Origin of the sequence: Nocardia sp. A7, from assembly GCF_046549215.1 — a bacterium.
Classification (GTDB): domain Bacteria; phylum Actinomycetota; class Actinomycetes; order Mycobacteriales; family Mycobacteriaceae; genus Nocardia.
The window spans coordinates 76,423-98,753 of the sequence record NZ_JAJPWE010000009.1; the positions used below are offsets into that span (position 1 = coordinate 76,423).

General features: G+C 67.8%; 21 protein-coding genes. 20 read left to right on the forward strand and 1 reads right to left on the reverse strand.

The window, feature by feature from the left end:
* Window positions 1–48 precede the first annotated feature (48 nt).
* The 7 genes from ACLJPD_RS32065 (at window position 49) to ACLJPD_RS32095 (ending at window position 7,824) form a co-directional block, all read left to right on the forward strand.
* Complete coding sequence (locus tag ACLJPD_RS32065) at window positions 49–723, forward strand: TVP38/TMEM64 family protein (protein ID WP_410877206.1); 675 nt, start codon at window positions 49–51, stop codon at window positions 721–723.
* Between the two features lie 53 nt (window positions 724–776).
* Window positions 777–1,715, forward strand: a complete 939-nt coding sequence (locus ACLJPD_RS32070) for a hypothetical protein (RefSeq protein ID WP_410877207.1) — start codon at window positions 777–779, stop codon at window positions 1,713–1,715.
* Between the two features lie 254 nt (window positions 1,716–1,969).
* Window positions 1,970–3,388, forward strand: a complete 1,419-nt coding sequence (locus ACLJPD_RS32075; protein WP_410877208.1) for a condensation domain-containing protein — start codon at window positions 1,970–1,972, stop codon at window positions 3,386–3,388.
* Between the two features lie 2 nt (window positions 3,389–3,390).
* Entirely contained in the window at window positions 3,391–4,647 is a 1,257-nt protein-coding gene (locus tag ACLJPD_RS32080; RefSeq protein WP_410877209.1) for a glycosyltransferase, read from the forward strand.
* The gene (locus tag ACLJPD_RS32085; protein ID WP_410877210.1) at window positions 4,644–5,597 is read left to right on the forward strand and encodes an ATP-binding cassette domain-containing protein; all 954 of its coding nucleotides are present in this window, start codon (window positions 4,644–4,646) and stop codon (window positions 5,595–5,597) included. The genes ACLJPD_RS32080 and ACLJPD_RS32085 overlap by 4 nt, the downstream gene beginning before the upstream one ends.
* Window positions 5,598–5,620: 23 nt before the next feature.
* Window positions 5,621–6,436, forward strand: a complete 816-nt coding sequence (locus ACLJPD_RS32090; protein ID WP_410877211.1) for an ABC transporter permease — start codon at window positions 5,621–5,623, stop codon at window positions 6,434–6,436.
* Window positions 6,437–6,447: 11 nt separating this feature from the next.
* Window positions 6,448–7,824, forward strand: coding sequence for a hypothetical protein (locus ACLJPD_RS32095; RefSeq protein WP_410877212.1), 1,377 nt, complete (start codon window positions 6,448–6,450; stop codon window positions 7,822–7,824).
* Window positions 7,825–7,827: 3 nt separating this feature from the next.
* Here ACLJPD_RS32095 and ACLJPD_RS32100 read toward each other — a convergent pair whose 3' ends face one another.
* Entirely contained in the window at window positions 7,828–8,226 is a 399-nt protein-coding gene (locus tag ACLJPD_RS32100; protein WP_410877213.1) for a DUF779 domain-containing protein, read from the reverse strand.
* 159 nt (window positions 8,227–8,385) lie between these two features.
* On the opposite strand from ACLJPD_RS32100, the gene ACLJPD_RS32105 reads away from it, so the two are divergent.
* From ACLJPD_RS32105 to ACLJPD_RS32165, 13 genes are all read left to right on the forward strand, one after another.
* Entirely contained in the window at window positions 8,386–9,381 is a 996-nt protein-coding gene (locus ACLJPD_RS32105; protein WP_410877214.1) for an MsnO8 family LLM class oxidoreductase, read from the forward strand.
* Window positions 9,382–9,761: 380 nt separating this feature from the next.
* Window positions 9,762–10,811: a 3-oxoacyl-ACP synthase III family protein gene (locus ACLJPD_RS32110; RefSeq protein ID WP_410877215.1), complete on the forward strand. Its 1,050-nt coding sequence runs from the start codon at window positions 9,762–9,764 to the stop codon at window positions 10,809–10,811.
* Between the two features lie 9 nt (window positions 10,812–10,820).
* Window positions 10,821–11,720, forward strand: coding sequence for a hypothetical protein (locus tag ACLJPD_RS32115; RefSeq protein WP_410877216.1), 900 nt, complete (start codon window positions 10,821–10,823; stop codon window positions 11,718–11,720).
* Window positions 11,717–13,375: a fatty acid CoA ligase family protein gene (locus ACLJPD_RS32120; RefSeq protein WP_410877217.1), complete on the forward strand. Its 1,659-nt coding sequence runs from the start codon at window positions 11,717–11,719 to the stop codon at window positions 13,373–13,375. The genes ACLJPD_RS32115 and ACLJPD_RS32120 overlap by 4 nt, the downstream gene beginning before the upstream one ends.
* A complete protein-coding gene (locus ACLJPD_RS32125; RefSeq protein WP_410877218.1) occupies window positions 13,372–14,415 on the forward strand; it encodes an NAD-dependent epimerase/dehydratase family protein in 1,044 nt (347 codons plus the stop codon). Before ACLJPD_RS32120 ends, ACLJPD_RS32125 begins: the two co-directional genes overlap by 4 nt.
* 135 nt (window positions 14,416–14,550) lie before the next feature.
* Complete coding sequence (locus ACLJPD_RS32130; RefSeq protein WP_410877219.1) at window positions 14,551–15,693, forward strand: peptide synthetase; 1,143 nt, start codon at window positions 14,551–14,553, stop codon at window positions 15,691–15,693.
* A gap of 52 nt (window positions 15,694–15,745) precedes the next feature.
* Window positions 15,746–15,901: a hypothetical protein gene (locus tag ACLJPD_RS32135; protein ID WP_410877249.1), complete on the forward strand. Its 156-nt coding sequence runs from the start codon at window positions 15,746–15,748 to the stop codon at window positions 15,899–15,901.
* A 127-nt stretch (window positions 15,902–16,028) separates the two neighbouring features.
* Window positions 16,029–16,757 (forward strand): IclR family transcriptional regulator, encoded by a 729-nt coding sequence (locus ACLJPD_RS32140; RefSeq protein WP_410877220.1) that lies wholly within the window; start codon window positions 16,029–16,031, stop codon window positions 16,755–16,757.
* Between the two features lie 323 nt (window positions 16,758–17,080).
* Window positions 17,081–18,163, forward strand: coding sequence for an ABC transporter substrate-binding protein (locus ACLJPD_RS32145; RefSeq protein ID WP_410877221.1), 1,083 nt, complete (start codon window positions 17,081–17,083; stop codon window positions 18,161–18,163).
* A complete protein-coding gene (locus ACLJPD_RS32150; protein ID WP_410877222.1) occupies window positions 18,160–19,023 on the forward strand; it encodes an ABC transporter ATP-binding protein in 864 nt (287 codons plus the stop codon). The genes ACLJPD_RS32145 and ACLJPD_RS32150 overlap by 4 nt, the downstream gene beginning before the upstream one ends.
* Window positions 19,016–19,909 (forward strand): ABC transporter permease, encoded by an 894-nt coding sequence (locus tag ACLJPD_RS32155; RefSeq protein ID WP_410877223.1) that lies wholly within the window; start codon window positions 19,016–19,018, stop codon window positions 19,907–19,909. The genes ACLJPD_RS32150 and ACLJPD_RS32155 overlap by 8 nt, the downstream gene beginning before the upstream one ends.
* Window positions 19,910–19,924: 15 nt before the next feature.
* A complete protein-coding gene (locus tag ACLJPD_RS32160) occupies window positions 19,925–21,265 on the forward strand; it encodes an LLM class flavin-dependent oxidoreductase (protein WP_410877224.1) in 1,341 nt (446 codons plus the stop codon).
* Window positions 21,266–21,372: 107 nt separating this feature from the next.
* Entirely contained in the window at window positions 21,373–22,308 is a 936-nt protein-coding gene (locus tag ACLJPD_RS32165) for a TauD/TfdA dioxygenase family protein (protein ID WP_410877225.1), read from the forward strand.
* Window positions 22,309–22,331: the final 23 nt, after the last annotated feature.

Below are 22,331 nucleotides of genomic sequence, written 5' to 3' on the forward strand. Positions count from 1 at the left end.
GTGTCCACCCTCTCGGGCCATCCCCTACCGGCCGGTACGCTGACCCGGGTGCCCCGACTGATCCGTTCCCCGCGCCTGCTCATCGCCGTGGCCGGGCTCGCCGCGCTGTTCGTGGTGGCGATGCTGGTTCCGTTGCCGGGCCCACAGCAGATCCGCGAGTGGGCCGGTGGGGCCGGGCCGCTGCTGCCACTGTTGTTCTTCCTCTTCTATGCGGTGGTCGCCGTCGCGCCCGTTCCCCGCACCGTGCTCACCGTGACCAGCGGCGTGCTGTTCGGTCCGATCCTCGGGTCGGTCGTCGCCATGGCCGCCACAGCGGTGAGCGCGACGGTGGCACTGCTCGGGGTGCGCGCGCTGGGACGCGACCGCGTCGCCGAACATCTCACACACCCTGCGGTGCGGGCGATCGACGATCGACTGGCCCGGCGCGGCTGGCTCGCGGTCGCCGCGATCCGGATGATCTCCTTCGCACCGTTCTCCATCGTCAACTATTGCTGTGGACTGTCCTCGGTCCGGGTCGGTCCGTATCTCGTTGCGACACTGGTCGGTTCGGCACCCGGCACGATCTCGACGGTGGTGCTGGCCGGTTCACTGGCCGGCGGCACCCATCCGGTCGCGATCATCGTGTCGGCCGTCTGTTTGTCGATCGGGCTGATCGCCCTGATCGTCGACCTCCGACTCCCAGTCGACGCGCCGGTCCTCGACCCGGAGCCCGCCACTCCCTGACCGACGGCGCGCCTACTCCGAGTGGTCGAGATCCGCCCGGATAATCCCAGGTCATGGCGATCACGGTGGGCCGCAGATCCGCACTCGCACTGCTGGCCGGACTCCCCCTGCTGGCGGCAGGTACGGCTCGAGCACAGTCCGTTCTCGGTCCAGGGGTCGGCGTCGACCCGAACCGCACCCCGGTCCGCTACACGATGACCGCCTTCCGCGTCGACAGCGATACCACCCTGGCGGTCTACGAGTCCGCCGACGGTACCGACTTCACCCCGGTCGCCGAGCACGCGTACTCTCCTCCGACCGGCCTGGTCCGCGATCCGAGCGTGCTGCTGCACACCGACGGCCACTACTACCTCACCTACACGATCGCCGGCGACGCCACCGCGATCGGCTTGGCTCGCAGCCGTGACCGGGTCACCTGGACGTTCCTCACCGATGTGCCGATGCTGGTGGCGGGCAGGCTCGACGGCGCGTGGGCGCCGGAGTGGTACGCCGACGCGGCGGGGCGAGTGGGCATCATCGTGTCGCTGACCTGGGGTCACGGCTTCACCCCGCATCTGCTCATCCCACTCGATGCCGGGCTCACCACCTGGTCGCCGCCGGTGCCCATGCTCGGCCTCGGTCCCACTGGACCCGGCTCGCTCGGCCATATCGACACCACACTGGTCCGCCTGGACGGTCGGCTGTTCGCGTTCGTGAAGAACGAGGACTCCAAGCTGATCGAACTCGCCGTCGCCGATCGGCCCGTCGGGCCGTACCGCTTCGTCGCGACGGGCGACTGGGCGGGCTGGGGTGGACCGCGGGAGGGGCAGTCGATCGCCCGCCTCCCCGACGGCGGGCACCGTATCTACCTGGACGCCTATACCGAAGGTCGCTACTACTTCAGCGACAGCTATGACGGGTTCCGCACCTGGTCGCCGCCGGCCGAACTGCCTGGTCTGTCCGGTGTAGTCCGACACGGCACGGTCCTGACCGAATTCAGTTCGCTGACCTGAACGAACCCCCAATACTCCAAGGGAAGTTGCTTCAGGTTGTGATTCGGAACAAATCTGAAAGTGATCTTCTTCACACCCTCCAATTGTGACTAAGCAATATTTCAGAAATCTCTCAGAGTTATAGACTCTGAATAGCCCAGGGTTCGCCAGCTACATCCGGTGCGGGATCCAGAGCAACGCCCGGTGACGCGCCCGCGATCACCGAATCCCCTTCGCGCCGTTTCTCGGCTTGCATTCTCATGAGGTGACCCGCCATGGAATACACCCATCTCTCCGAATTCCGGATTCGCTGCGGCGACCTGACGATCTGGACCCCTGAGCTCATCTCGCCCGACGCGTGGCGAGATGACGAACGCCCCCTCGCCAGCGTCCACGAGCAGTACCTCGGCTTCCTCGATCCCGACGACGCCCGCCCTGGTCGCGGGCGCTGGATCGGCACCATCTTCGAAATGGACGCCCCACTCGACGCCGAAGCCTGGGCCACGACGCTGCGACTGTGGCACGACCGCCACGAGGGTTTCCGCACCACCGTCGCCCCCACCGGCGACGGCGGCTACCACCGCGTGAGCACCGCCCCCGGCACCGTTCGCGTCACCGGCGCGACGGTCGCCGACCTCTCCGACGGCGACGAGATCAACGAATACCTCTGTGACGCACTGGAATTGCGCCTGTCGGCACTGGTATGGCCACATCTGCTGGTGGCCACGGTCGCGCACGACACCGACGACTTCACCGTCCTGGTCGGCGCCGATCACTCGGTGCTCGACGCCTACTCCCAGGCCGTGCTCATCCTCGAGCTGCGCACCCTCTACACCGCGGTCACCACCGGCGAGGAGATCCGCGAGTCGGCCACCTTCGGCAGTCCCGCCGACTACGCCGTCATCGAGCGCGCGGCCGCCGAGGAGCTCGACCTCGACTCCCCCGCCGTCGCCGTGTGGCGCGAATTCCTCGGTGCGCCGGGCTCTCCCATGCCCCGCTTCGCCGCGGATCAGGTCGCGGTGCTCGACGGCGAGCACGCCCAGCCCAGTGTCTCGCGCACCCTGCTCGGCATCGAACAGCTCGAGGAAGTCGAGGCGGCGCTGGATCGGATGAAGCACCGGCTCTCGGTGACCGTGTTCGCCGCGTTGGCGATGGCCTCGCGGGAAACCTTCGGCGACAACCGGTTCCGCACCGTCATGCCGATCGCGACCCGGCCCGACCTCACCTGGCTCGAGTCGATGGGCTGGTTCGTCAATGTCGTCCCGGTCGACATCACCCTGCCCGCCGGGGCGGACATGACCGTCGCGCTGCACGCGACCCGCGCCTCGCTCAAGCGCGCCCATCTCTGCAACGACGCCTCCTGGGGCCGTTCACTGGCGATGGTCGGCGCGGTGGAGGGCCCCACCTACGGTGCGTCCTTCCTCGACATCCGCATGCTCCCGGACTATGAATTGGTCGCTGACCTGCGCGGGCGCACCCTGCGCGCGGTGTCGTACTCCACCGAAGAGGTGTACTTCTGGGTCGTGCGCGGCCCCGACGGCCTCTATGTCTCCACCCGGCACCCCGCGGGCCTGCCCGGCGAGGTGATGGAGCGCTTCCTCACCGAATTCGCCAGGGCCATGTACTCGGTGACCATGATCCCGGCCGCGACCGCACCGGTCACCGATACCACGGCAGCACTGAGCGCGGGCTGAGCATGCGTGCGCTGCTTGCCTTCACCGGGAGCCGGGGCGACGCCCAGCCCGGCATCCTGCTGGCCCGCGAGCTGCTGGCTCGCGGGCACTCGGTGACGCTCGCACTGTCTCCCAATCTCGTCGACTTCGCCACCGCGCACGGCATCGCCGCCGTCGGCTTCGGCCGCGACAGCGCCGAACTGCTGCGCACCCAGCACGACGACCACCGTTTCCGCAGTCCGAATCCGCGTCAGCGGGTGCGCGCGGTGCTGGATCTGCAGCGGCGCGGGGTCGTCGAGGCGGTGCGTGACCTGCTGGTTCTCGCACCGGGTCACGACGTGGTGGTGACCGGGATGGCGGGCGAGGAAGCGGCCGAGAAGGCAGCGCGGCGCCTCGGATTGCCCCTGGCGGCAGTGCACTTCTTTCCGATCCATCCGAATCGGTCGGTGCCGGTGCTACCCACGGCGTGGGGCGCCCGGATCCCCGGGGCACTCAACCGGCGGATCTGGTCGGCGCTGCGCTGGGCACGCGATGCCGCGCTGGAACAGCCGCTGTCGGAGTTCGGGATCGTCGAACACTCGCTGCCCGACCGGGTGTCGATCCAGGCCTACGATGTCGACCTGTTTCCCGGGTTGGCCGCCGAGCTGCCCGATCGTCACCCGGTGACCGGGTTCGCCGTCGATGTGGGCGGATTCCTCAGCACACCGACCGATCCCGCGCTGGCCGCCTGGCTCGACGCCGGGTCGGCACCGATCTATGTCGGCTTCGGCTCGATGGCGGTCGACGATCCGGCCGCACTGGTGACGATGTTGCGCGCGGTCTGCGCACGTCGCGGTCACCGGCTGCTGCTGGCCGCGGGGTGGGCGGGGATCGAGCCCGCCCTGTCGCCCGAACTGGCGATCGTCGAGCACGTCGACCACGCGTCGGTGTTACCGCGCTGCATCGCCGCGGTGCACCACGGCGGCGCGGGAACAACCGCCGCCGCACTGAGAGCCGGTGTCCCGCAGGTGATCTGCGCGATCCAAGCCGATCAGCCGTACTGGGGCCGGGCGCTGGAGCGTCTCGGTCTGGCGGGCACCGTGCGTGCCGCCGATCTCACCGCGACCGAGCTCACCGCCCTGCTCGACCGCGTCGCCGACCCGAACCTGGTGGCACGGGCGGGCGCCTATGCGCACCGGTTCGCAATCAACGGGGTGGCACGTGCGGTCGACGAGGTGGAATCCCTTGTCCCCCTGTCGTACTCGACTCCAGTTTCCAGCCACGCCGGGAGGCCGCAGTGAGCACCGAGATCGCCGTCCGCACCAGCGGACTCGGCAAGTCCTACGGCGATTTCACCGCAGTAGGCAGCGTCGACCTCGAGATCGCGGCCGGATCGGTGTTCGCGATGCTCGGCCCCAACGGCGCGGGCAAGACCACCACCGTTCGCATGCTCGCGACGCTGCTGCGACCGGATCGGGGCAGCGCCGAGGTGTTCGGTTACGACGTGGTACGCGAGGCGACCGCGGTGCGCTCGATGATCGGTCTCACCGGTCAGTACGCCTCCGTCGACGAAACCCTTACCGCCGGTGAGAATCTGCGCCTGTTCGGTCGACTGCTCGGCCTGTCGCGCCGCGAAGCCTCGGCCCGGGCCGAGGAACTCCTCGAGGAATTCGAGCTCTCGGCTGTCGCGCGCCGCAGCGTGAGCGCGTTCTCCGGTGGCATGCGACGTCGCCTCGATCTGGCCGCGACGCTGATCACGGTGCCCCCGTTGATCTTCCTCGACGAGCCGACCACGGGGCTCGATCCGCACACCCGCGACCGCATGTGGGGCATCGTGCGCGGGCTGGTCGAACGCGGTGCCACGGTGCTGCTCACCACCCAGTATCTGGAGGAGGCCGACGCACTGGCCGACCGGATCGCGGTGATCGACCGTGGCACGCTCGTCGCCGACGGCACCCCGGCCGAGCTCAAGTCCTCGATCGGCGAGCAGGTCTTGCGCCTGGACATCCGCGACACCGCCGACCTGCGCCGGGCCGAGGCGCTGATCCGGGACATCACCGGCGAAGTGCCCGACGGCTCGTCGACCGGGACGTTGACCGTCGCGTTGCCCGATGTCGCGCGCGGCGCCGATATCGTCGCCGCCTGTCGCGAGCAGGGCATCACCCTGCGTGGCTTCGCGGTGGACCGGCCCGACCTCAACGAGGTGTTCCTCTCGCTGACCGGACACGCACGCACCGAGGACGCGGTATGACCACCCTTCGCGAAAGTTCGAGCATGACTCTCACCGCCGAGAAACCGACCCAGGTGGTGCGCAAGCCACGCGTGACCCGCGTGAGTCCGCTTGCCGCGCTGCATCATTCGCTGATGATGGCGTGGCGCGGGCTGCTCACCTTCCGGCACAGCCCGCAGTTGCTCTACGACGCCATCCTGCTGCCGATCGTCGGGCCGGTGCTGTTCGGCAGCATCTTCGGCACCGCCATCGCGGGCAGCATGGCGGCGTACCTGCCGATCATGATCCCCGGCGTGCTCGTCCAGATCGTGCTCACATCCTCGGTCGCCACCGGCGTGCAATTGTCCGAGGACATCCACTCGGGCGTCTTCGACCGCTTCGTCGCCATGCCGATCGCCCGATCCGCCCCGGTTGCCGGAGCATTGCTGGCCGGGGCCGTGCGCTACCTGATCGCCGCGACCACCGTCGTGATCGTCGGGTTCTGCATGGGCTACCGGCCCGAGCACACCGCCGGATTCCTGGCCGGGGCGGTGCTCGTCGTCTTCGCCACCACCGCGATCAGCTGGTTGTTCGCGTTCATCGGCGCCACCATCGCCCGCCCCGCCGCCGTCCAGGGCATGTCCATGCTGGTGCTGACCTTCCTCGGTTTCGCCTCCAACGCGCTGGTTCCCGAGGAATCCATGCCCACCTGGATGCGGCACGTCTCCGACCTGAATCCGGTGTCCTACCTGGTCTCCGCGGTGCGCACCCTCGCCGCCGACGGCACCGTCGGCGCCGACGCCTGGTGGTCCCTGGTGGCCTCGGTGGTCGTAGTCGCCGTCTTCGCGCCGCTGACCGTGCGCACTCTCCGTTCTCGCTGAGGAGTCCTTCGATGACCGTCATCTCCCCCACCGCCGCGGTGTCCACCGAGCTCAACCGGATCACCGCCGACGACGACCTGTTCTTCAAACTGCACAGCCTCTACCCCAATGCCCTGGTCAACCAGCTGGCTTACCGCTTCGACACCGCGCTGAGCCGGGACCTGCTCGCCGACTGGCACGCGCACCTGGCGACCGGGTTCATCGCGCGCCGGGTCCGCACCACCCGGTTCCCGATCGCCCGTGCGCATTGGGAGCCCGCCACCGAATCCCTGCCGCTGCGCTGGTCGGACACCCCGATTCCCGAGGACCGGATCCTCGACTGGTTCCTCGAGCAGGCCGCCGTCGAATTCGACCCAGAGCGCGGCCTGGTGTGGCAACTCGCGGGCGCGCCGCTCGAATCCGGTGGCACCGTGGTCACCCTCGTCGCCTCGCACGTGGTGTGCGACGGCGGCGCCATGATGCACGCGATCGTCGACTCCCTCGACCGGCTCAACCGCGGTGAGACACCCGACCGCTTCGCCAGCGCGGGCAGACTCGTCGGCCCGGTGGCCGGCACCGGACGCTTCGCCGCCGACCTCGCCGATGCCCGTGGCCAGCTCGGCGCTGTCGTCCGTGGGGTGCGGGCGGCACGCCGGTCGCGCGGTGTCAGCGAACCGGCCCGCAACCCGCGCCCCGCGTCGCCACGATTGCCGCATGCCGACACCTGGCAGGCCGCCGAGTCCATCGTCCAGCTCGATCTCGCGAACTGGGACGCCGTCGCGGCCGCACACGGCGGAACCACCAACGGCCTGCTCATCGGCGTGGCCGTCGGGCTGCTCGGTCGCAGTGGCCGCATCGTCGACGGTGCCGAGGTTCGCGTCGACATTCCGCATTCGATGCGCGAGGCCGACGACCCACGCGCCAACGCCACCACCGGCCTGCCGATCAGCGTCGGCTACCGCGCGGGCGAACGCGCTGATCTGCCCGCGGTGCGCGCCGCGCTCAAAGCGGCGGGCCTGGCCTACCGCGATCCTTCGACCATCCCGGCGATCCAGCACCTGCAACCGGTGCAGATGCTGTTACCGAAAGTGGTGCTGCACAAGTTCGCCCGCACCGCGAAGGCACCGGAATGCCTGTGCACCAACATGGGTCGCACCGCGCAGAACATCGCGGTCCTCGGTGCCCACCGTGCGCGCGACGTCATCATGCGCCCGGTGGTCAATCCCGGCCCGGTCGAGTTGTTCCGTCAGGTAGAGGTCGGCGTCAATCTCGCCTTCTCCTGCGATGACGACACCGTGACACTCGTGGTCACCGGCGGCGACCCCGACCGCTTCCCCACCCGCACGGCCCTGCGCCATCTCCTGGCAGCCGAGTTCGCCGACTGGGGGCTGACGCCGCGGTTCTGGTGACGGCTAGGAGGCTTCCTCGACGAAGTCGGCGGCCTCCTCGGCCTTGTCGATGCGCAAGGTGAACCGGAAACCGCAGGCGGCCTCGAGCGAAGGAGAACCAGGCTGCGGACGGTTGCGCACCTCGATCCTGACGTCGAGGTCGTCGAACCCGACGTGGAACCGCTCCGCCATCCACAACGGGGTGTGCCACGCCGTCTGCCCGGCGAGCACGTCGTCGGCACCTGGCCGAAAGTCCCTGAGCCGCACACAGACCGGCGTATAGCCATCGGTGTCGGGCGCGAGGTACAACACCACCGGACCGTGCATTTCGACCAGCAGCCGCAGTACGTCCAACGCATCATCACTGGCCTCGACCGCACGATGTCGATGGTCGACCTTGCGGCCGTGGGGATGTCGAACCATGGGTTGTGCTCCTCGCAGATTCTCGACGGTGATCGTGCTCGGAGCACACTATGGTTGCGAAAGGTTGGTCCAGGGTTGGTACCCGGTCCAACTTGCGAAGATCTCCCCCACGTGTCGCACCCGCGGAATCGGATCGCGTCCCTGGCGTTGACTACTGATATGGCACTCGAATCGGTTCGCTTCTCGATCCTGGACCGCTCCCGCGTACGGCGCGGGCAGAACCACGGCGATGCCCTGCGCGAGACGGTCGCGTTCGCGGTGCTCGCCGAGCAGTGGGGCTACCACCGGTTCTGGGTCGCCGAGCATCACAGCGTTCCCGGTGTCGCCGGAACCGCGCCGACGGTGCTGGCCGCGGCGGTCGCGGCGGCCACCTCACACATCCGGGTCGGCACCGGCGGGGTGATGCTGCCCAATCATCAGCCACTCGTCGTCGCCGAGCAGTTCGGCGTGCTCGGATCGCTGTTTCCCGGACGGATCGACATGGGTCTGGGTCGTTCGGTCGGATTCACCGACGGCGTGCGCCGCGCGCTCGGCCACGACCTCGACGATGCCGACGACTTCGACGCACGCCTCACCGAGGTCCTCGACTACTTCGAGGCGGGTAGGGGTGGCGTGCACGCCGACTCCGTGCAGGGCAACGACATCCCGGCGTTCCTGCTCGCCACCGGCTCCGGGGCCGAGCGCGCCGCACGATTCGGACTGCCGCTGGTGATCGCTCCGATCGCGGGAACACAGGCCATGGTGGGCGCGATCGAGAGGTACCGCGCCCTGTTCCAGCCGACGGCGCGAACGCCACGACCCTATGTTGTCGTCTCCGCGGCGGTGGTGATCGCCGACTCGACCGAGCAGGCACACCAACTCCTGCTCCCCGAGGCTTGGTCGAGTGCCTACTCACGCACCCATGGTGAGTTCCCCGCGCTGATCCCACCCGCGGAGATCGACCCGGCGACAATGACCGACCGCCAGCGCCACCTCTTCGAACAGGCGCTCGGCAATCAGATCCACGGCACCGAGGACCAGGTGGCAGAAGCAGTGGAAACCTTGGTGCATCGCACCGATGCCGATGAACTCCTCGTCCACACCAGCACATTCGATCGAGCGGCGCGCCTGGAATCGCATCGGCGGCTGGCTCGCGTGGTCGGTCTCGAAGGTTAGTCCGGCCGACAAACTGCACGAGACCACTTCTGCTCTGAAAACAACCTCGCCCGGCTCGCAATTCATTCGACGGTGTAAACAATCGTGAGGTCACTCACTCCGCGAGCATCGTTCCGCGGACGGCACCGCTGTGTGGTCAGCCCGAATGACAGATAGCTCGGCCATTGCCCTACGCTCACGTAGGCCACCTGCCCTGGTAGTTTCGTGCCGTTCACCAGTTTGCCCTTGTTACCGTAACACCATGTCGCACAAACGAATTCGAGTCCGACAGTGCGCTGTATCACCGCACGCAACGGGTGCCCGAGGCCGGTAGGGTTCGATTCCACCGGCGGTCAGAAATCGTCCGGGGCACCATTCTTCGACCGCATCCGGGAGCTCACGTGTCGCATTCGCGTTTCGAATCCATCGGGGCATATCTTCCGTCGAACATCCTGTCCACCACCGAATTGATCTCGCGACTGAAGACACCACCGTCGTTCGATCTGGAGCGCATCACCGGTGTCCGAGAACGCCGCGTGCGCGATACCCGACCGGAGTCGGTCGAGGATTCGTTCACCCTTGCCGTCAACGCCGCGCGCGACTGCCTTGCCCGGTCGCGCTACGCGGCAGGCGAGTTGGACGTGATCATCTCCTGTTCGATCACCCGCAGCAACGACGGCACCCGCATGTACATGGAGCCCTCGTTCGCGTCGACGATCGCCAAGACCCTCGGCGCCGAGCAGGCCATCACCTTCGACGTCTCCAATGCCTGCGCCGGAATGCTCACCGGCACTTACATTCTCGATCGGATGATCCGCTCCGGTGTGGTGCGCAACGGCATGGTGGTCAGTGGCGAGGCGATCACCCCCATCGCCGAGACCGCGGTGCGCGAGATCTCCGAGAAATACGATCTGCAGTTCGCCTCGCTGTCGGTGGGCGACTCCGGGTGCGCTGTCGTGCTCGACCGCGCGGTCGATGACGCCGACAAGATCCACTACATCGAATTGCTCACCGCCGCAGAGCATTCGCACCTGTGCCTCGGCATGCCGAGCGACAAGTCGTCGGGCGTGGCGCTCTACACCGACAACCGCAAGATGCACAACGAAGCACGGTTCCTGCTCTGGCCCGACGCGCAGGGCACCTTCCTCGAACAGCAGGGCCGCGACTTCGCCGGTGAACAGTTCGACTACATCATCCATCACCAGTTCGGCGCTGCGGCCGTGCCGTATATCAACGCGGTGGCCGCCCGCGAGTTCGGCGCCGAGATGCCGCCGGATCTCAATGTGATCGAGAAGTACGGAAACACCTCGACCACTTCACATTTCATCGTGCTCCACGATCAACTCGCCGACGAGAACATCGCGGCGGGATCGAAGCTGCTCATGGTGCCTGCCGCGTCCGGTGTAGTCGCGGGCTTCCTGTCCACCACCATCTCTTCCCTGAAGGTCTGAGGTTCGCTCATGGGCACATGTATCCGTTCCACCGGAACCAGCAGGTCTACCGACACCCACAGCGTCGTGGAGCACAGCGGCCGCGCCGCCCGACAGTGCCTCGAACAGGCCGGTGTCCGTCCCGACCAGGTCGGCGTCCTGATCAACACCGGCGTCTTCCGCGACTCGAACACCGTCGAACCGGCGGTGGCCGCGCTGATCCAGAAGGCCGCGGGCATCGGACTCGACTACACCAGGACCGATCCGCGGACCTTCTCCTTCGATCTGATGAACGGCGCGGTCGGCGTCGTCAATGCCGTGCAGGTGGCGGGGTCGGTCTTGGCGACGGGCAGTACCGAGCATGTCCTGATCGTCGCCGGTGACACTCATCCTTCGCTGGCCCGGTCGCGCGCCGACGCCGAATTCCCTTACGCCACAGCGGGTGCCGCGCTGCTGCTCGAGCAGGTCGACGGACCTGAGGGCTTCGGCCCGGTTCACACCGCCACCGGACCCGGCACCCCCGCCGCACAGGCATACGTCGACACGGCCACCATGGGCGCCGTGGGCCGCACCATGATGACGGTCGAACGCGACACCGACTTCGAGGACCGAATCCTCACGGTGGCGACCGAAGTCGCGCAGTCCGCGCTCGCCGACTTCGAGGGCGCCTTCGTCGCGCTGATCGCCTCCACGCCCACTGCGCACTTCCCCGAACGGCTCGCCGACGCGCTCGGCATCGACCAGGACGCGGTGCGGGTGCCCGACCTGTCCGACGGTGACCCGCACACCGCCGCGCTACCGCTGGCCTACGCCCGCGCGACCGCCGAAGGCACCCTCGCCGGCTACACCCATGTGCTGTTCGTCGCGGCGGGTGCGGGCCCGTCCGCGGCCGCGACGCTGTACCGGCTCCCCGCGGAGACCACCGCGTGACGACGGCGACCTACTGGCAGACCATCGACCGATTCCGGGCGCTCGCCGGCGAGCAGCCCGATCGCGAGGCGGTCATCCATCCCGATGGCACCACCACCGACGGGCTCCCCGATTACCGCAGCATCACCTACCGCGACCTCGATCGCTGGTCCGACGCTATCGCCGAACACCTCACCGATTCAGGGGTGGGCAGCGGCACCCGCACCATCGTGCTCGTCCTGCCGAGCCCGGAGCTGTACGCGATCCTGTTCGCGCTGTTGAAGATCGGCGCCGTCCCGGTCGTGATCGATCCGGGCATGGGCGCGCGCCGCATGGTGCACTGCCTGCGGGCCGTCGAAGCGCAAGCGTTCATCGGGATCCCGCAGGCGCATGCCCTGCGAGTGCTGTTCCCGCGCGCCTTCCGGCGGGTGCGCACCACGCTCACCGTGGGACGCCGCTGGTTCTGGGGTGGTCCGACGCTGAATTCGTGGCGCCGCACCCCGGTCGGCGCGCTGCCCGAGCGTGTGCCCGCCGATCCGGACGCAGTGCTGATCATCGGCTTCACCACGGGCAGCACCGGTCCCGCCAAGGCCGTCGAACTGACCCACGGCAATCTCACCGCCATGGTCGAGCAGGTGCACGCCGCCCGCGGGCACACACCACCGGACACCTCGCTCGTGACGTTGCCGCTGGTCGGTGTCCTCGACCTGCTGCTGGGGTCGCGATGCGTGCTGCCACCGCTGATTCCGAGCAAGGTCGGCTCGACCGATCCCGCTCACGTCGTCGACGCGATCCAGCGTTTCGGCGTCCGCACGATGTTCGCCTCGCCCGCGGTCCTCATTCCCCTGCTGGAGCGGTTGCGCGCATATCCGGTCGATCTGAAGTCGCTGGCCAGTATCTTCTCCGGTGGTGCTCCCGTTCCGCACTGGTGTGTTGCCGGTTTGCGCGAAGTCCTGCGGCCCGACGTCGAGATCTACGCCGGATACGGTTCGACGGAGGCACTGCCCATGTCGACCATCGAATCGCGGGAGCTGCTCGCCGGCCTGGTCGAGCGCGCCAAGCGCGGCGAGGGCACCTGTATCGGCAGACCCACCGATCGAGTGCGGGTCCGGCTGCTCGCCATCACCGACGATCCGGTCGCTACCTGGGACGAGGCCGAATCGCCCGGCGAGCGGGAAGTCGGCGAGATCGTCGTCGTCGGCCCGAATGTGAGTACGCGCTACTACTGGCCCGCACACGCCAACGCCACGGGCAAGATCACCGACAATGAGCGGATCTGGCATCGCACCGGCGATCTGGGGTGGCTCGACGAGCAGGGCCGAATCTGGTTCTGCGGGCGCAAGAGTCAGCGGATCACGACCGCGCAGGGTCCGATGTTCACGGTGCAGGTCGAACAGGTCTTCAACGCGGTAGCCGGGGTCTCGCGCACGGCACTGGTCGGTGTCGGGGCACCCGGCACCCAGCGACCGGTCCTGTGCGTGGAACTCGAACCCGGCGCCGAAGCGGTGGCCGTGCTCACCCGATTGCGCACGCGCGCTGCCGAATTCGACACTCTCGCCCCGATCGCCGAGTTCCTCGTGCACCCGCGCTTTCCGGTCGACATCCGGCACAACGCCAAGATCGGCCGCGAACAACTCGCCCGCTGGGCCACGAAGAGACTGGACACGCGACGATGAAGATCCTGGTCACCGGTGCGTCCGGATTCCTCGGCGGCGCCATCGTGCGCGCTCTGATCGCCGAGGGCACCCACGATGTCTCGATCCTGGTGCGGCGCACCAGCGTTCTCGACGATCTCGGTCCCACCGTGGAGCACGTCACGGTCGTCTACGGCGATCTCACCGACGCGGCCTCGCTCAGCGGGGCCACCAGCGGCATGGACGCGGTGATCCACAGCGCCGCGCGGGTCGACGAACGCGGCACCAGGGACCGCTTCTGGACCGAGAACGTGCTGGCCACCGAACTGCTCCTCGATGCGGCGCGACGAACGGGCGCGAACCGGTTCGTCTTCATCTCCAGTCCGAGCGCCCTGATGGAGCGAGACGGTGGCGATCAGGTCGACGTGGACGAGTCACTGCCGTACCCGGTCCGCTACCTCAACCACTACTCCGAAACCAAGGCCGCGGCCGAGCGAGCCGTACTCGCCGCTGACACAACGCAATTCACCACGGTGGCGCTGCGCCCGAGAGCGATCTGGGGCGCCGGGGACCGATCGGGGCCGATCGTACGACTGCTCGACCGGACTGCCACCGGCTCCCTGCCCGACCTGTCCTACGGTCGCTCCGTCGAAGCCTCACTGTGCCACGTGGACAATATCGTTCACGCCTGCCTCCTTGCGCTGAACTCGGACACGGCGGGCGGCAAGGCCTATTTCATCGCCGATGCCGAAAAGACCGACGTGTGGGGATTTCTCGGCGAGGTCGCCACTCGGCTGGGGTTCCAGCCGCCGACGCGTCGACCGAACCCGCGTGTGCTCGCCGCCGTGGTCGCGACGATCGAAACCCTGTGGCGCATACCGTCGGTGGCGAATCGCTGGTCGCCGCCACTGTCACGCTATGCCGTCGCCTTGCTGACGCGCACCGCCACCTACGACACCAGCGCGGCCCACCGAGATCTCGGCTACGCACCCGTGATCGACCGCGACACCGGGCTGGCCGGATTCCTGGCATGGCTCGACGACCAGGGCGGCATCGAAGTCCTCGCCGAGAATCTTCGGTAGTTCGCACACCCGCGATCACCGTCGCACTCGCCACCCAGGATGCACCGGTGGGCCCCCGCCGACAGCTGCGCCGTCCCGTCGAGACCACCCTGTAGGAGCTTGAATATGCATGGCAGCAAGGTATTTCGTCGATCCGTGTCGACCACCGAGCGGATGTATTTCCCCATGCGCGAGCTGGCCCCACCCTTCCTCATGCAACTGGTGGTTCCCGGTGAGGGCAACATCGACCCTGACGCATTGCGCACAGCGGTAACCACTGCCGCGGCGACGACCCCCGGCGCGCGACTGCGACGCCACGGCGCCGAGTGGGTCGACAGCGAAATCGCACCGGCCGTGCGCGTGGTCGACCACCAACTGAGCTACCCCGCCCTCGAGACCGACCCGGTCCTCACCAGCGCGATCGGGCCGACACCCGACGCCACCGTCGAGGTGCTGCTGCTCACCGGCGCGCCGACGACCCTGATCTTCCGCGTCTTCCACGGCGTGATGGACGGCATGGGCATGGTGACGTGGGCGACAAATGTGCTGCGCGCTCTGCGCGGCGAGGACCCCGTCCCCCACCTCGACCCGATCGCCGACCAGGAACTCGTCGCGAAGATCGGTGCGCCCGGCAAGCCGACACCGATGGTTCCGCGCTACCGCACCGCCGTCGGCCGAGGTCGCCAGCGCCGCGACCGCACACCACACCTGCTCCGTCATCGCCGCATCGATGCCGCCACCCCCGGCGCGCTGGCCCGCGTCTGCGCATTGCTGGCCGCCGAAACCCCCGGCACGTCGCGCATCATGATGCCCGTCGACCTGCGCCGCCACGACCCCGCGCTGCGCTCCACCGCCAACCTCGCGCTACCGCTGTTCCTCGATATCGCACCCGGCCGCGACTGGACCGCGATCAAGGACCAGATCAAGGCAGGCCTGCTCGAACGACGCGAACTGAATCAACTGGCCAACACCAAGGTCGCGCTGGTCCCCGACCCGGTCAGCCGCGGCGTACTGCGCACCACGAACTGGCTCGGCGCCCGCCTGGGCCGCAACCTCGCCTCCGCCACCGTTTCCCACATGGGCCGCTTCACCGCCGAGGAACTCGCAGTCCCCAGCTTCCGCCCGACCGGCCTGTTCGTCCTTCCCCAACACAGCGTCGCCATGCCCCTGCTGTTCGGTCTGACCGAATTCGACGGCCATACCGAACTCACCGTGTCAGCCCGCAACGGTGCCGGCATCGAGGCCCGCCTCGAAGCGCTACTCGACCGCATCATCGACCTGCTCGAACTTTCCGAGTAGGCCCCTACCCTGGTACCAGCGCATTGGTGGCTACCGCGACTATCGTGGAGTCGTGGGCATCATGGGTGAACTGTTTCCGGGCAAGAAGCTGCAGAACGAGGGCAGCGGCGACAGTGACGGCCAGCCCCGCGAGCCGCGCCTCGACATCGACCTGGATGCGGGCGTGATCCGCGTCTCCGGCACGATCGAACCCGCCGAAACCGACTGACCGATCCCCACGCAGCGTCGCCGCGGTGAGCGATCGTTGCGCCTTTCGCTCACCCCTGCGCGCAATCATTGTGCCCACGGGCGCGGGTGGCCATAGTTCTCGACACGTCGTCGAGCAGGAGGCCACCATGACCGGCACCGAACCACCACGTTCCGGCGCACAGGCGGTCGACCGAGCCGTCTGCGTGTTGAACTGCTTCCAGGGTGGCGATCCCGAACTGTCGCTCAGCGAGCTCGCGCAGCGCGCGGGGTATCCGGTGAGTACCACGTTCCGGCTCGCTCAGGCGCTGGTGCGTGGACGATTGCTCGAGCAGGACCCGACGACGGACCGCTACCGGATCGGGCACGGTCTGGCGTGCCTGGCTCGACCCGCGCTGTCGCGGCTCGGCCTGGACGCCGCGGCACCACACCTGTACGCACTGGCGGCGGGGATCAAGATCACCGTCAGTCTCAGCGTTCCCGACGCCGACGAGGCACTCACCCTCTTCCACGCGCGACCACCGATCCATTTCTGCCACAACCAGATTCCGCGGGAGCGCAGACCGTTGCGGGCCAGCGCCGTCGGCCACGCACTGATCGCCCATACCGCCGACGCGGAGGGTGCGCTGTTCGACACGGTGCGCCGTCGCGGGTTCGCCGTCGAGGAGATCGACAGCGAGGAGCCGATCCGCGCGATCGCGGTCCCGGTGCTCGGCCCCGACAAGCAGGTGTGGGGGGCGCTCGGTGTGCAGGCGCGGGCGGTGCGCCTCGACCACGATCTGGTGCGCGCCGTCATTCCCGCCATGCATCGGATAGCGGTGCGCATCGGCCCGTATTCGCACGCCGCGGCCGCTGGTGACGGATTCGGCGCAGCGTGATTTTCACGATGTGGAAACGGTATTGCCGATCGAATATCACCAGGCGCACTATGTAATTCGATGCGATGTCGCAAAGACGTCGCACCCGCACCGAAAGTCTCGACATGATGGAATCCCCCGCGCTCGTCCGCCGTCGAACGGTGGACTTGATGCGCCTGTCCCCCGGATCCTGTCGCAGCTGATGTAGCGGCGACACACCTTCCGTCGCCGGACTCTTCTTTCTGATACCCCGCTGATCCGCCCTTCGTGTGCGGATTGTCGCGGCGTGCGCACCGTGTCGCCCGCCGCGCGGTCCCGCGCGCCGTCGAAAGAATTCGCGAAACATGTTCTCCCACCATTTCCGACGACGCCCGCTGCGCGCGCTCGCCGCCGCGCTCGTCGCACCCGCCGTCCTCGCGGTCGTCACCGCGTGCGGCACCACCGACGCGGGGACGACCGCCGACGGCAAGACCGTGCTGCGCTACCAGGGACAGACCGGACAGGTCACGCCGTACGAGCTCGCCGACAACCTGGGCTACTTCACCGAGATCAGCTTTCAGTGGGAAGGCGACACCACCAGTGGCCCGGCCAATATCCAGGCGGCCGCCACCAAGCAGGTCGAATTCGGCAGCGCGTTCAACGGCGCCGTGGTCAAGCTCGCCGCGGGCGGCGCCCCGGTACAGGCGGTGCTGAGCTCCTACGGCTCCGATGCCAAGTCGTTCACCGGCTACTTCGTCCGCGACGACGCGGGCATCACCAGTGCCCGTGACCTGATCGGCAAGAAGGTCGGTGTGAACACCCTCGGCGCGCACCACGAGTTCGTCACCCGCGAATGGCTGCACCAGCAGGGCCTGAGCGAGGCCGAGATCAAGCAGGTCCAGCTGATCGTGGTGCCGCCGGTCAACACCGAGGAGGCACTGCGCAGCGGACAGATCGATGTCGCCGCACTCGGCAGCGTGTTCCGCGAAACCGCCGTCGCGCGCGGCGGGCTGCGCCCGCTGTTCACCGACAAGGACATCTTCGGTGAATTCGATTACGGCACCTACGTTTTCCGCAAGGACTTCATCGCCCAGAACCCCGAGGCCGTCAAAGACTTCGTACAGGGCACCGCGCGTGCCACGCGCTGGCTGCAGGTCACTCCGCGTGACCAGATCGTCGCCAAGTTCACCGAGATCATCAACAAGCGCGGCCGCAACGAGAACCTCAAGCTGCTCGACTACTGGCGCAGCCCCGGAATCCCGGTGCCCGGAGCGGTGATCGCGGACAAGGAGATCCAGATCTGGATCGACTGGCTCGAGCGCAACGGTGAACTGCCCAAGGGCAAGATCACCGCCAAGGACCTGTTCACCAACAAGGACAACCCCTACGCCAACGGCACCTACCAGCCGACCAGTGGCCCGACCGGAGAGGTGGTTGCCGCGAAATGACCAGTACCCCAGCCAAACTCGCGTTGCGGTCGGTGGGCAAACAGTTCGCCGTGCGCGGCACCACAGAGAAGTTCACCGCGATCGACGACATCTCGATCGAGGTCGGGGCAGGCGAGTTCCTCGTCCTGGTCGGACCCAGCGGCTCCGGCAAGTCCACTTTGCTCGATCTGCTGGGTGGACTGAGCAAGCCCAGCTCCGGGCAGATCCTGCTGGACGGCACCCCGATCACCGGTCCCGGCCTCGACCGCGGCGTGGTGTTCCAGCAGTACGCACTGCTGCCGTGGCGCACCGCCCGCACCAATATCCAGTTCGGACTCGAGGCCAAGGGCATAGCCCGCAAGGAGCGCAAGGCGATCGCCGAGCACTATCTGGAGCTGGTCGGCCTGGCCGGCTTCGGCGACCGGTACCCCCACGAGTTGTCCGGTGGGATGAAGCAGCGCGTGGCGATCGCCCGCAGCCTGGCCTTCGACCCCGAAGTGCTGCTGATGGACGAACCGTTCGCGGCGCTCGACGCGCAGACACGGGAGTCGCTGCAAGACGAGTTGTTGCGGATCTGGCGAGCGACCGGCAAGACGATCCTGTTCATCACCCACGGCATCGACGAGGCGGTGTACCTGGGCCAGCGGGTCGCTGTACTCACCTCGCGGCCCGGCCGGGTCAAGGCGGTGATCGATATCGACGTCGATCGCGGTGGCGATATCGATGTCCGCTCCAGCGAACAGTTCCGCGAGTACCGCCATCGGATCTGGACCGAATTGCAGAGCGAGGTGAGCCGGGCACAGCGCCTCGAGCTCGCCGCCGACGACAGCACGACCGCCGCGGCGGTCGCGTCCACCGACAGGAGTCCCGCCCATGTCTAGCGCCGTCCCGCTGCTCGTCCGCCCCGTGGAGGTCACCGCCGAACCGGCCGCACTCTCGCGTGCGCCCGTCGCGGTGTCTGCTGTTCGCGCCGCGCTCACCCAGGCGGTCAGCGCGGCAGGCAGCACAGTACTTCGCATCGCCAAACCATTGTTCGCCTTCGCCCTGCTGCTCGGCGTGTGGGAGCTGGCACCGCGATTCGACCTGGTCGACGAGGTGTTCCTGCCGCCGTTCTCCACGGTGGTGCAGGCTTTCATCGAGTTGGCGGGCAACGGTCAACTGGCCGAACACACCTCGGCCAGCCTCACCCGATCGGTTACCGGCTTCTCGTTCGCCCTGGTGATCGCCGTCCCGGTCGGCATCGCCATCGCCTGGTACAAGCCGGTCTCCGACTTCATCAATCCGGTGCTGGAACTGTTCCGCAACACCGCGGCCCTTGCCCTGCTTCCGGTGTTCGTCCTGATTCTCGGCATCGGTGAGACATCGAAGATCGCGCTCATCGGCTACGCCACGTTCTTCCCGATCCTGCTCAACACCATCACCGGCGTCCGCACCGTCGATCCGCTTCTCGTGAAGTCGGCGGTATCGCTTGGTTTCTCACCGCTGCGACTGTTCCAAAAGGTGATCCTGCCCGCGGCGATCCCGTCCATCTTCACCGGCATCCGCATGGCCGCGGCGGGCTCGATCCTGGTGCTCATCGCGGCCGAGATGATCGGCGCGCGTGCCGGTTTGGGCTATCTCATCACCGCCGCGCAGCAGAACTTCCAGATCCCGCAGATGTACGCGGGGATCGTGGCGATCTCGCTGATCGGCCTCGGTTTCAACTTCGCCCTCGTCGCCCTGGAACGCCGGCTCTCGCGCTGGCGCACCTCACCGACCAACGTCTGATCAGGAGATCCCCCGATGTCTCACAGAACCTTTCATCTGAATGCCTTCCTGATGGGTGTCGGCCACCACGAGGCCGCGTGGCGCCATCCCCGCACCGATGAACACCGTGTGCTCGATGTAGGTCACTTCCAGGAACTGGCGCGCATCGCCGAGCGCGGCAAGCTCGACTCGGTGTTCTTCGCCGACACCCTGGCTGTCGGCCCGCGCATCGAACGCAACACCCTGACCGTGTTCGAACCGATCACGCTCCTGTCGGCGATCGCGGCGGTCACCGAGCGGATCGGCCTGATCGCCACCGCGTCCACCAGCTACAACGAACCGTTCAACCTCGCACGCAAGTTCGCCTCGCTCGACCACATCAGCGCGGGCCGAGCCGGCTGGAACATCGTCACCTCCGGCAATGTCGACGAGGCCTACAACTTCGGGCTCGATGCGATCCCCGAGCACGCCCGTCGCTACGAACGCGCCGAGGAGTTCGTCGACGTGGCCTTGGCGCTGTGGGACAGCTGGGAGGCCGAGGCGATCGTGCTCGACACCGAGACCGGCGTCTTCGCCGACCCGAGCCGAGTGCACACTCTCGACTACGCGGGCGAGCGGTTTCGTGTGCGTGGCCCGCTGAACTCCCCACGTGGACCGCAGGGTCGTCCGCTGCTGGTGCAGGCCGGGTCCTCGGAATCGGGCAAGGAGTTCGCCGCACATCGCGCCGAAGCGGTGTTCACCGCACAGCGCACCCTGGAAGAGGGCGTCCGGTTCTACCGCGATCTCAAGTCTCGATTGGCGAAATACGGTCGCGCACAAGATGACCTGAAGGTACTCCCGGGCCTGGTGCCGTTCATCGCCGATACCGTCGAGGAGGCCAGGGCGCTCGAGCAGGAGTTCACCGACCTGATCTCGCCCGACTACGCACTGCGTCAGCTCTCGTCGATCCTCGGCGTCGACCTCACCACGCACGCCCTCGACGCACCGCTGCCGCCGCTGCCCGCCGAGAGCGAGATCGAGGGCGGTAAGAGCCGGTTCACACTGGTCAAGGAGCTGGCCGAGAACGAGGATCTCACGGTGCGCCAGCTCATCGGCAAGCTGGGCGGCGGTCGTGGACACCGCACCTTCGCCGGCACGCCCGAGCAGGTGGCCGATGAACTACAGAGCTGGTTCGACGCGGGTGCCGCCGATGGCTTCAACATCATGGCGCCCTACCTGCCCGGTGGCTTGGCGGACTTCGTCGACCGCGTGGTGCCGATCCTGCAAGAGCGCGGGCTGTTCCGCACCGACTACGAATCCACGACGCTGCGTGGGCATTACGGCCTCGCGCCGGTGGAAAGCCAGTTCGCCGAGCGGGACTCACGAGTGAGTGCCTGATGCGCACCCGTCGACTCGACATCGAGTTCATGCGGGTGGTGAGCAGTTCCTGTACCGGGTGACGACACCCGGACCCCACCACAGACTGCACACGAAGGACCACCGACATGACCACCATCGAAAGCCCCCGCATCGCCACCTCCCTCACGATCGCCCCGGTCGCGGGCCACATCGGCGCCGAGGTGACCGGCGTCGACCTGCGCGAGGACCTCACCGACGCCCAGGTCGACGAGCTCACCGCCGCGCTGCACCGGCACAAGGTGCTGTTCTTCCGCGACCAGCACATCGGGCACCCCGAACAGATCGCGTTCTCGCGCCGCTTCGGCGCCGTCACCCCGTCACACCCGTACGACGACGACGCGCCCACCGAGTACCCGGAGATCCTGGCCGTCGACAGCCGCCTCTACGAGAAGAAGTTCGGCCACAAGAAGTTCAGCTACACCAACCACTGGCACACCGATGTCTCGCCGCTGATCAACCCACCCGCGGCCTCGATCCTGCGTGCCGAGATCGCCCCCGAGACCGGCGGCGACACCCAGTGGACCAACCTGGCCGCGGCCTATGCCGGTCTGCCGAAATCACTGCGCACCTTCCTCGACGGACTGCGCGCCGAGCACCGCTTCGGTGGCCGGATTCCGCCGTGGGAGGCGGGCAGCGAGTACGCCCGCAAGATCGCCGCCGCACCGCTGGTGACCGAACACCCTGTCGTGCGTGTCCACCCGGTCACTGGTGAGCGCGTGCTGTTCGTCAACCCCGGCTTCACCACCAGAATCCTCGGCCTCACCCCACCCCAGAGCGATGCCCTCTTGCAGCTGTTGTTCGACGAGATCGCCCACCCCGCCTACACCGTCCGCTTCCGCTGGGACAAGGGCAGCATCGCCTTCTGGGACAACCGCGCCACCGCCCACCTCGCCCCGAGCGACCTGGACCACCTCGATGTCACCCGAGTTCTCTACCGCACCACCCTCGAGGGCGACATTCCCGTCGGCGTCGACGGCGAACCCTCCACCTCGATCGCCGGCGCGAAGTTCGCCGGCGCCTGAGAACCGTTGCGGTGCCCACACAT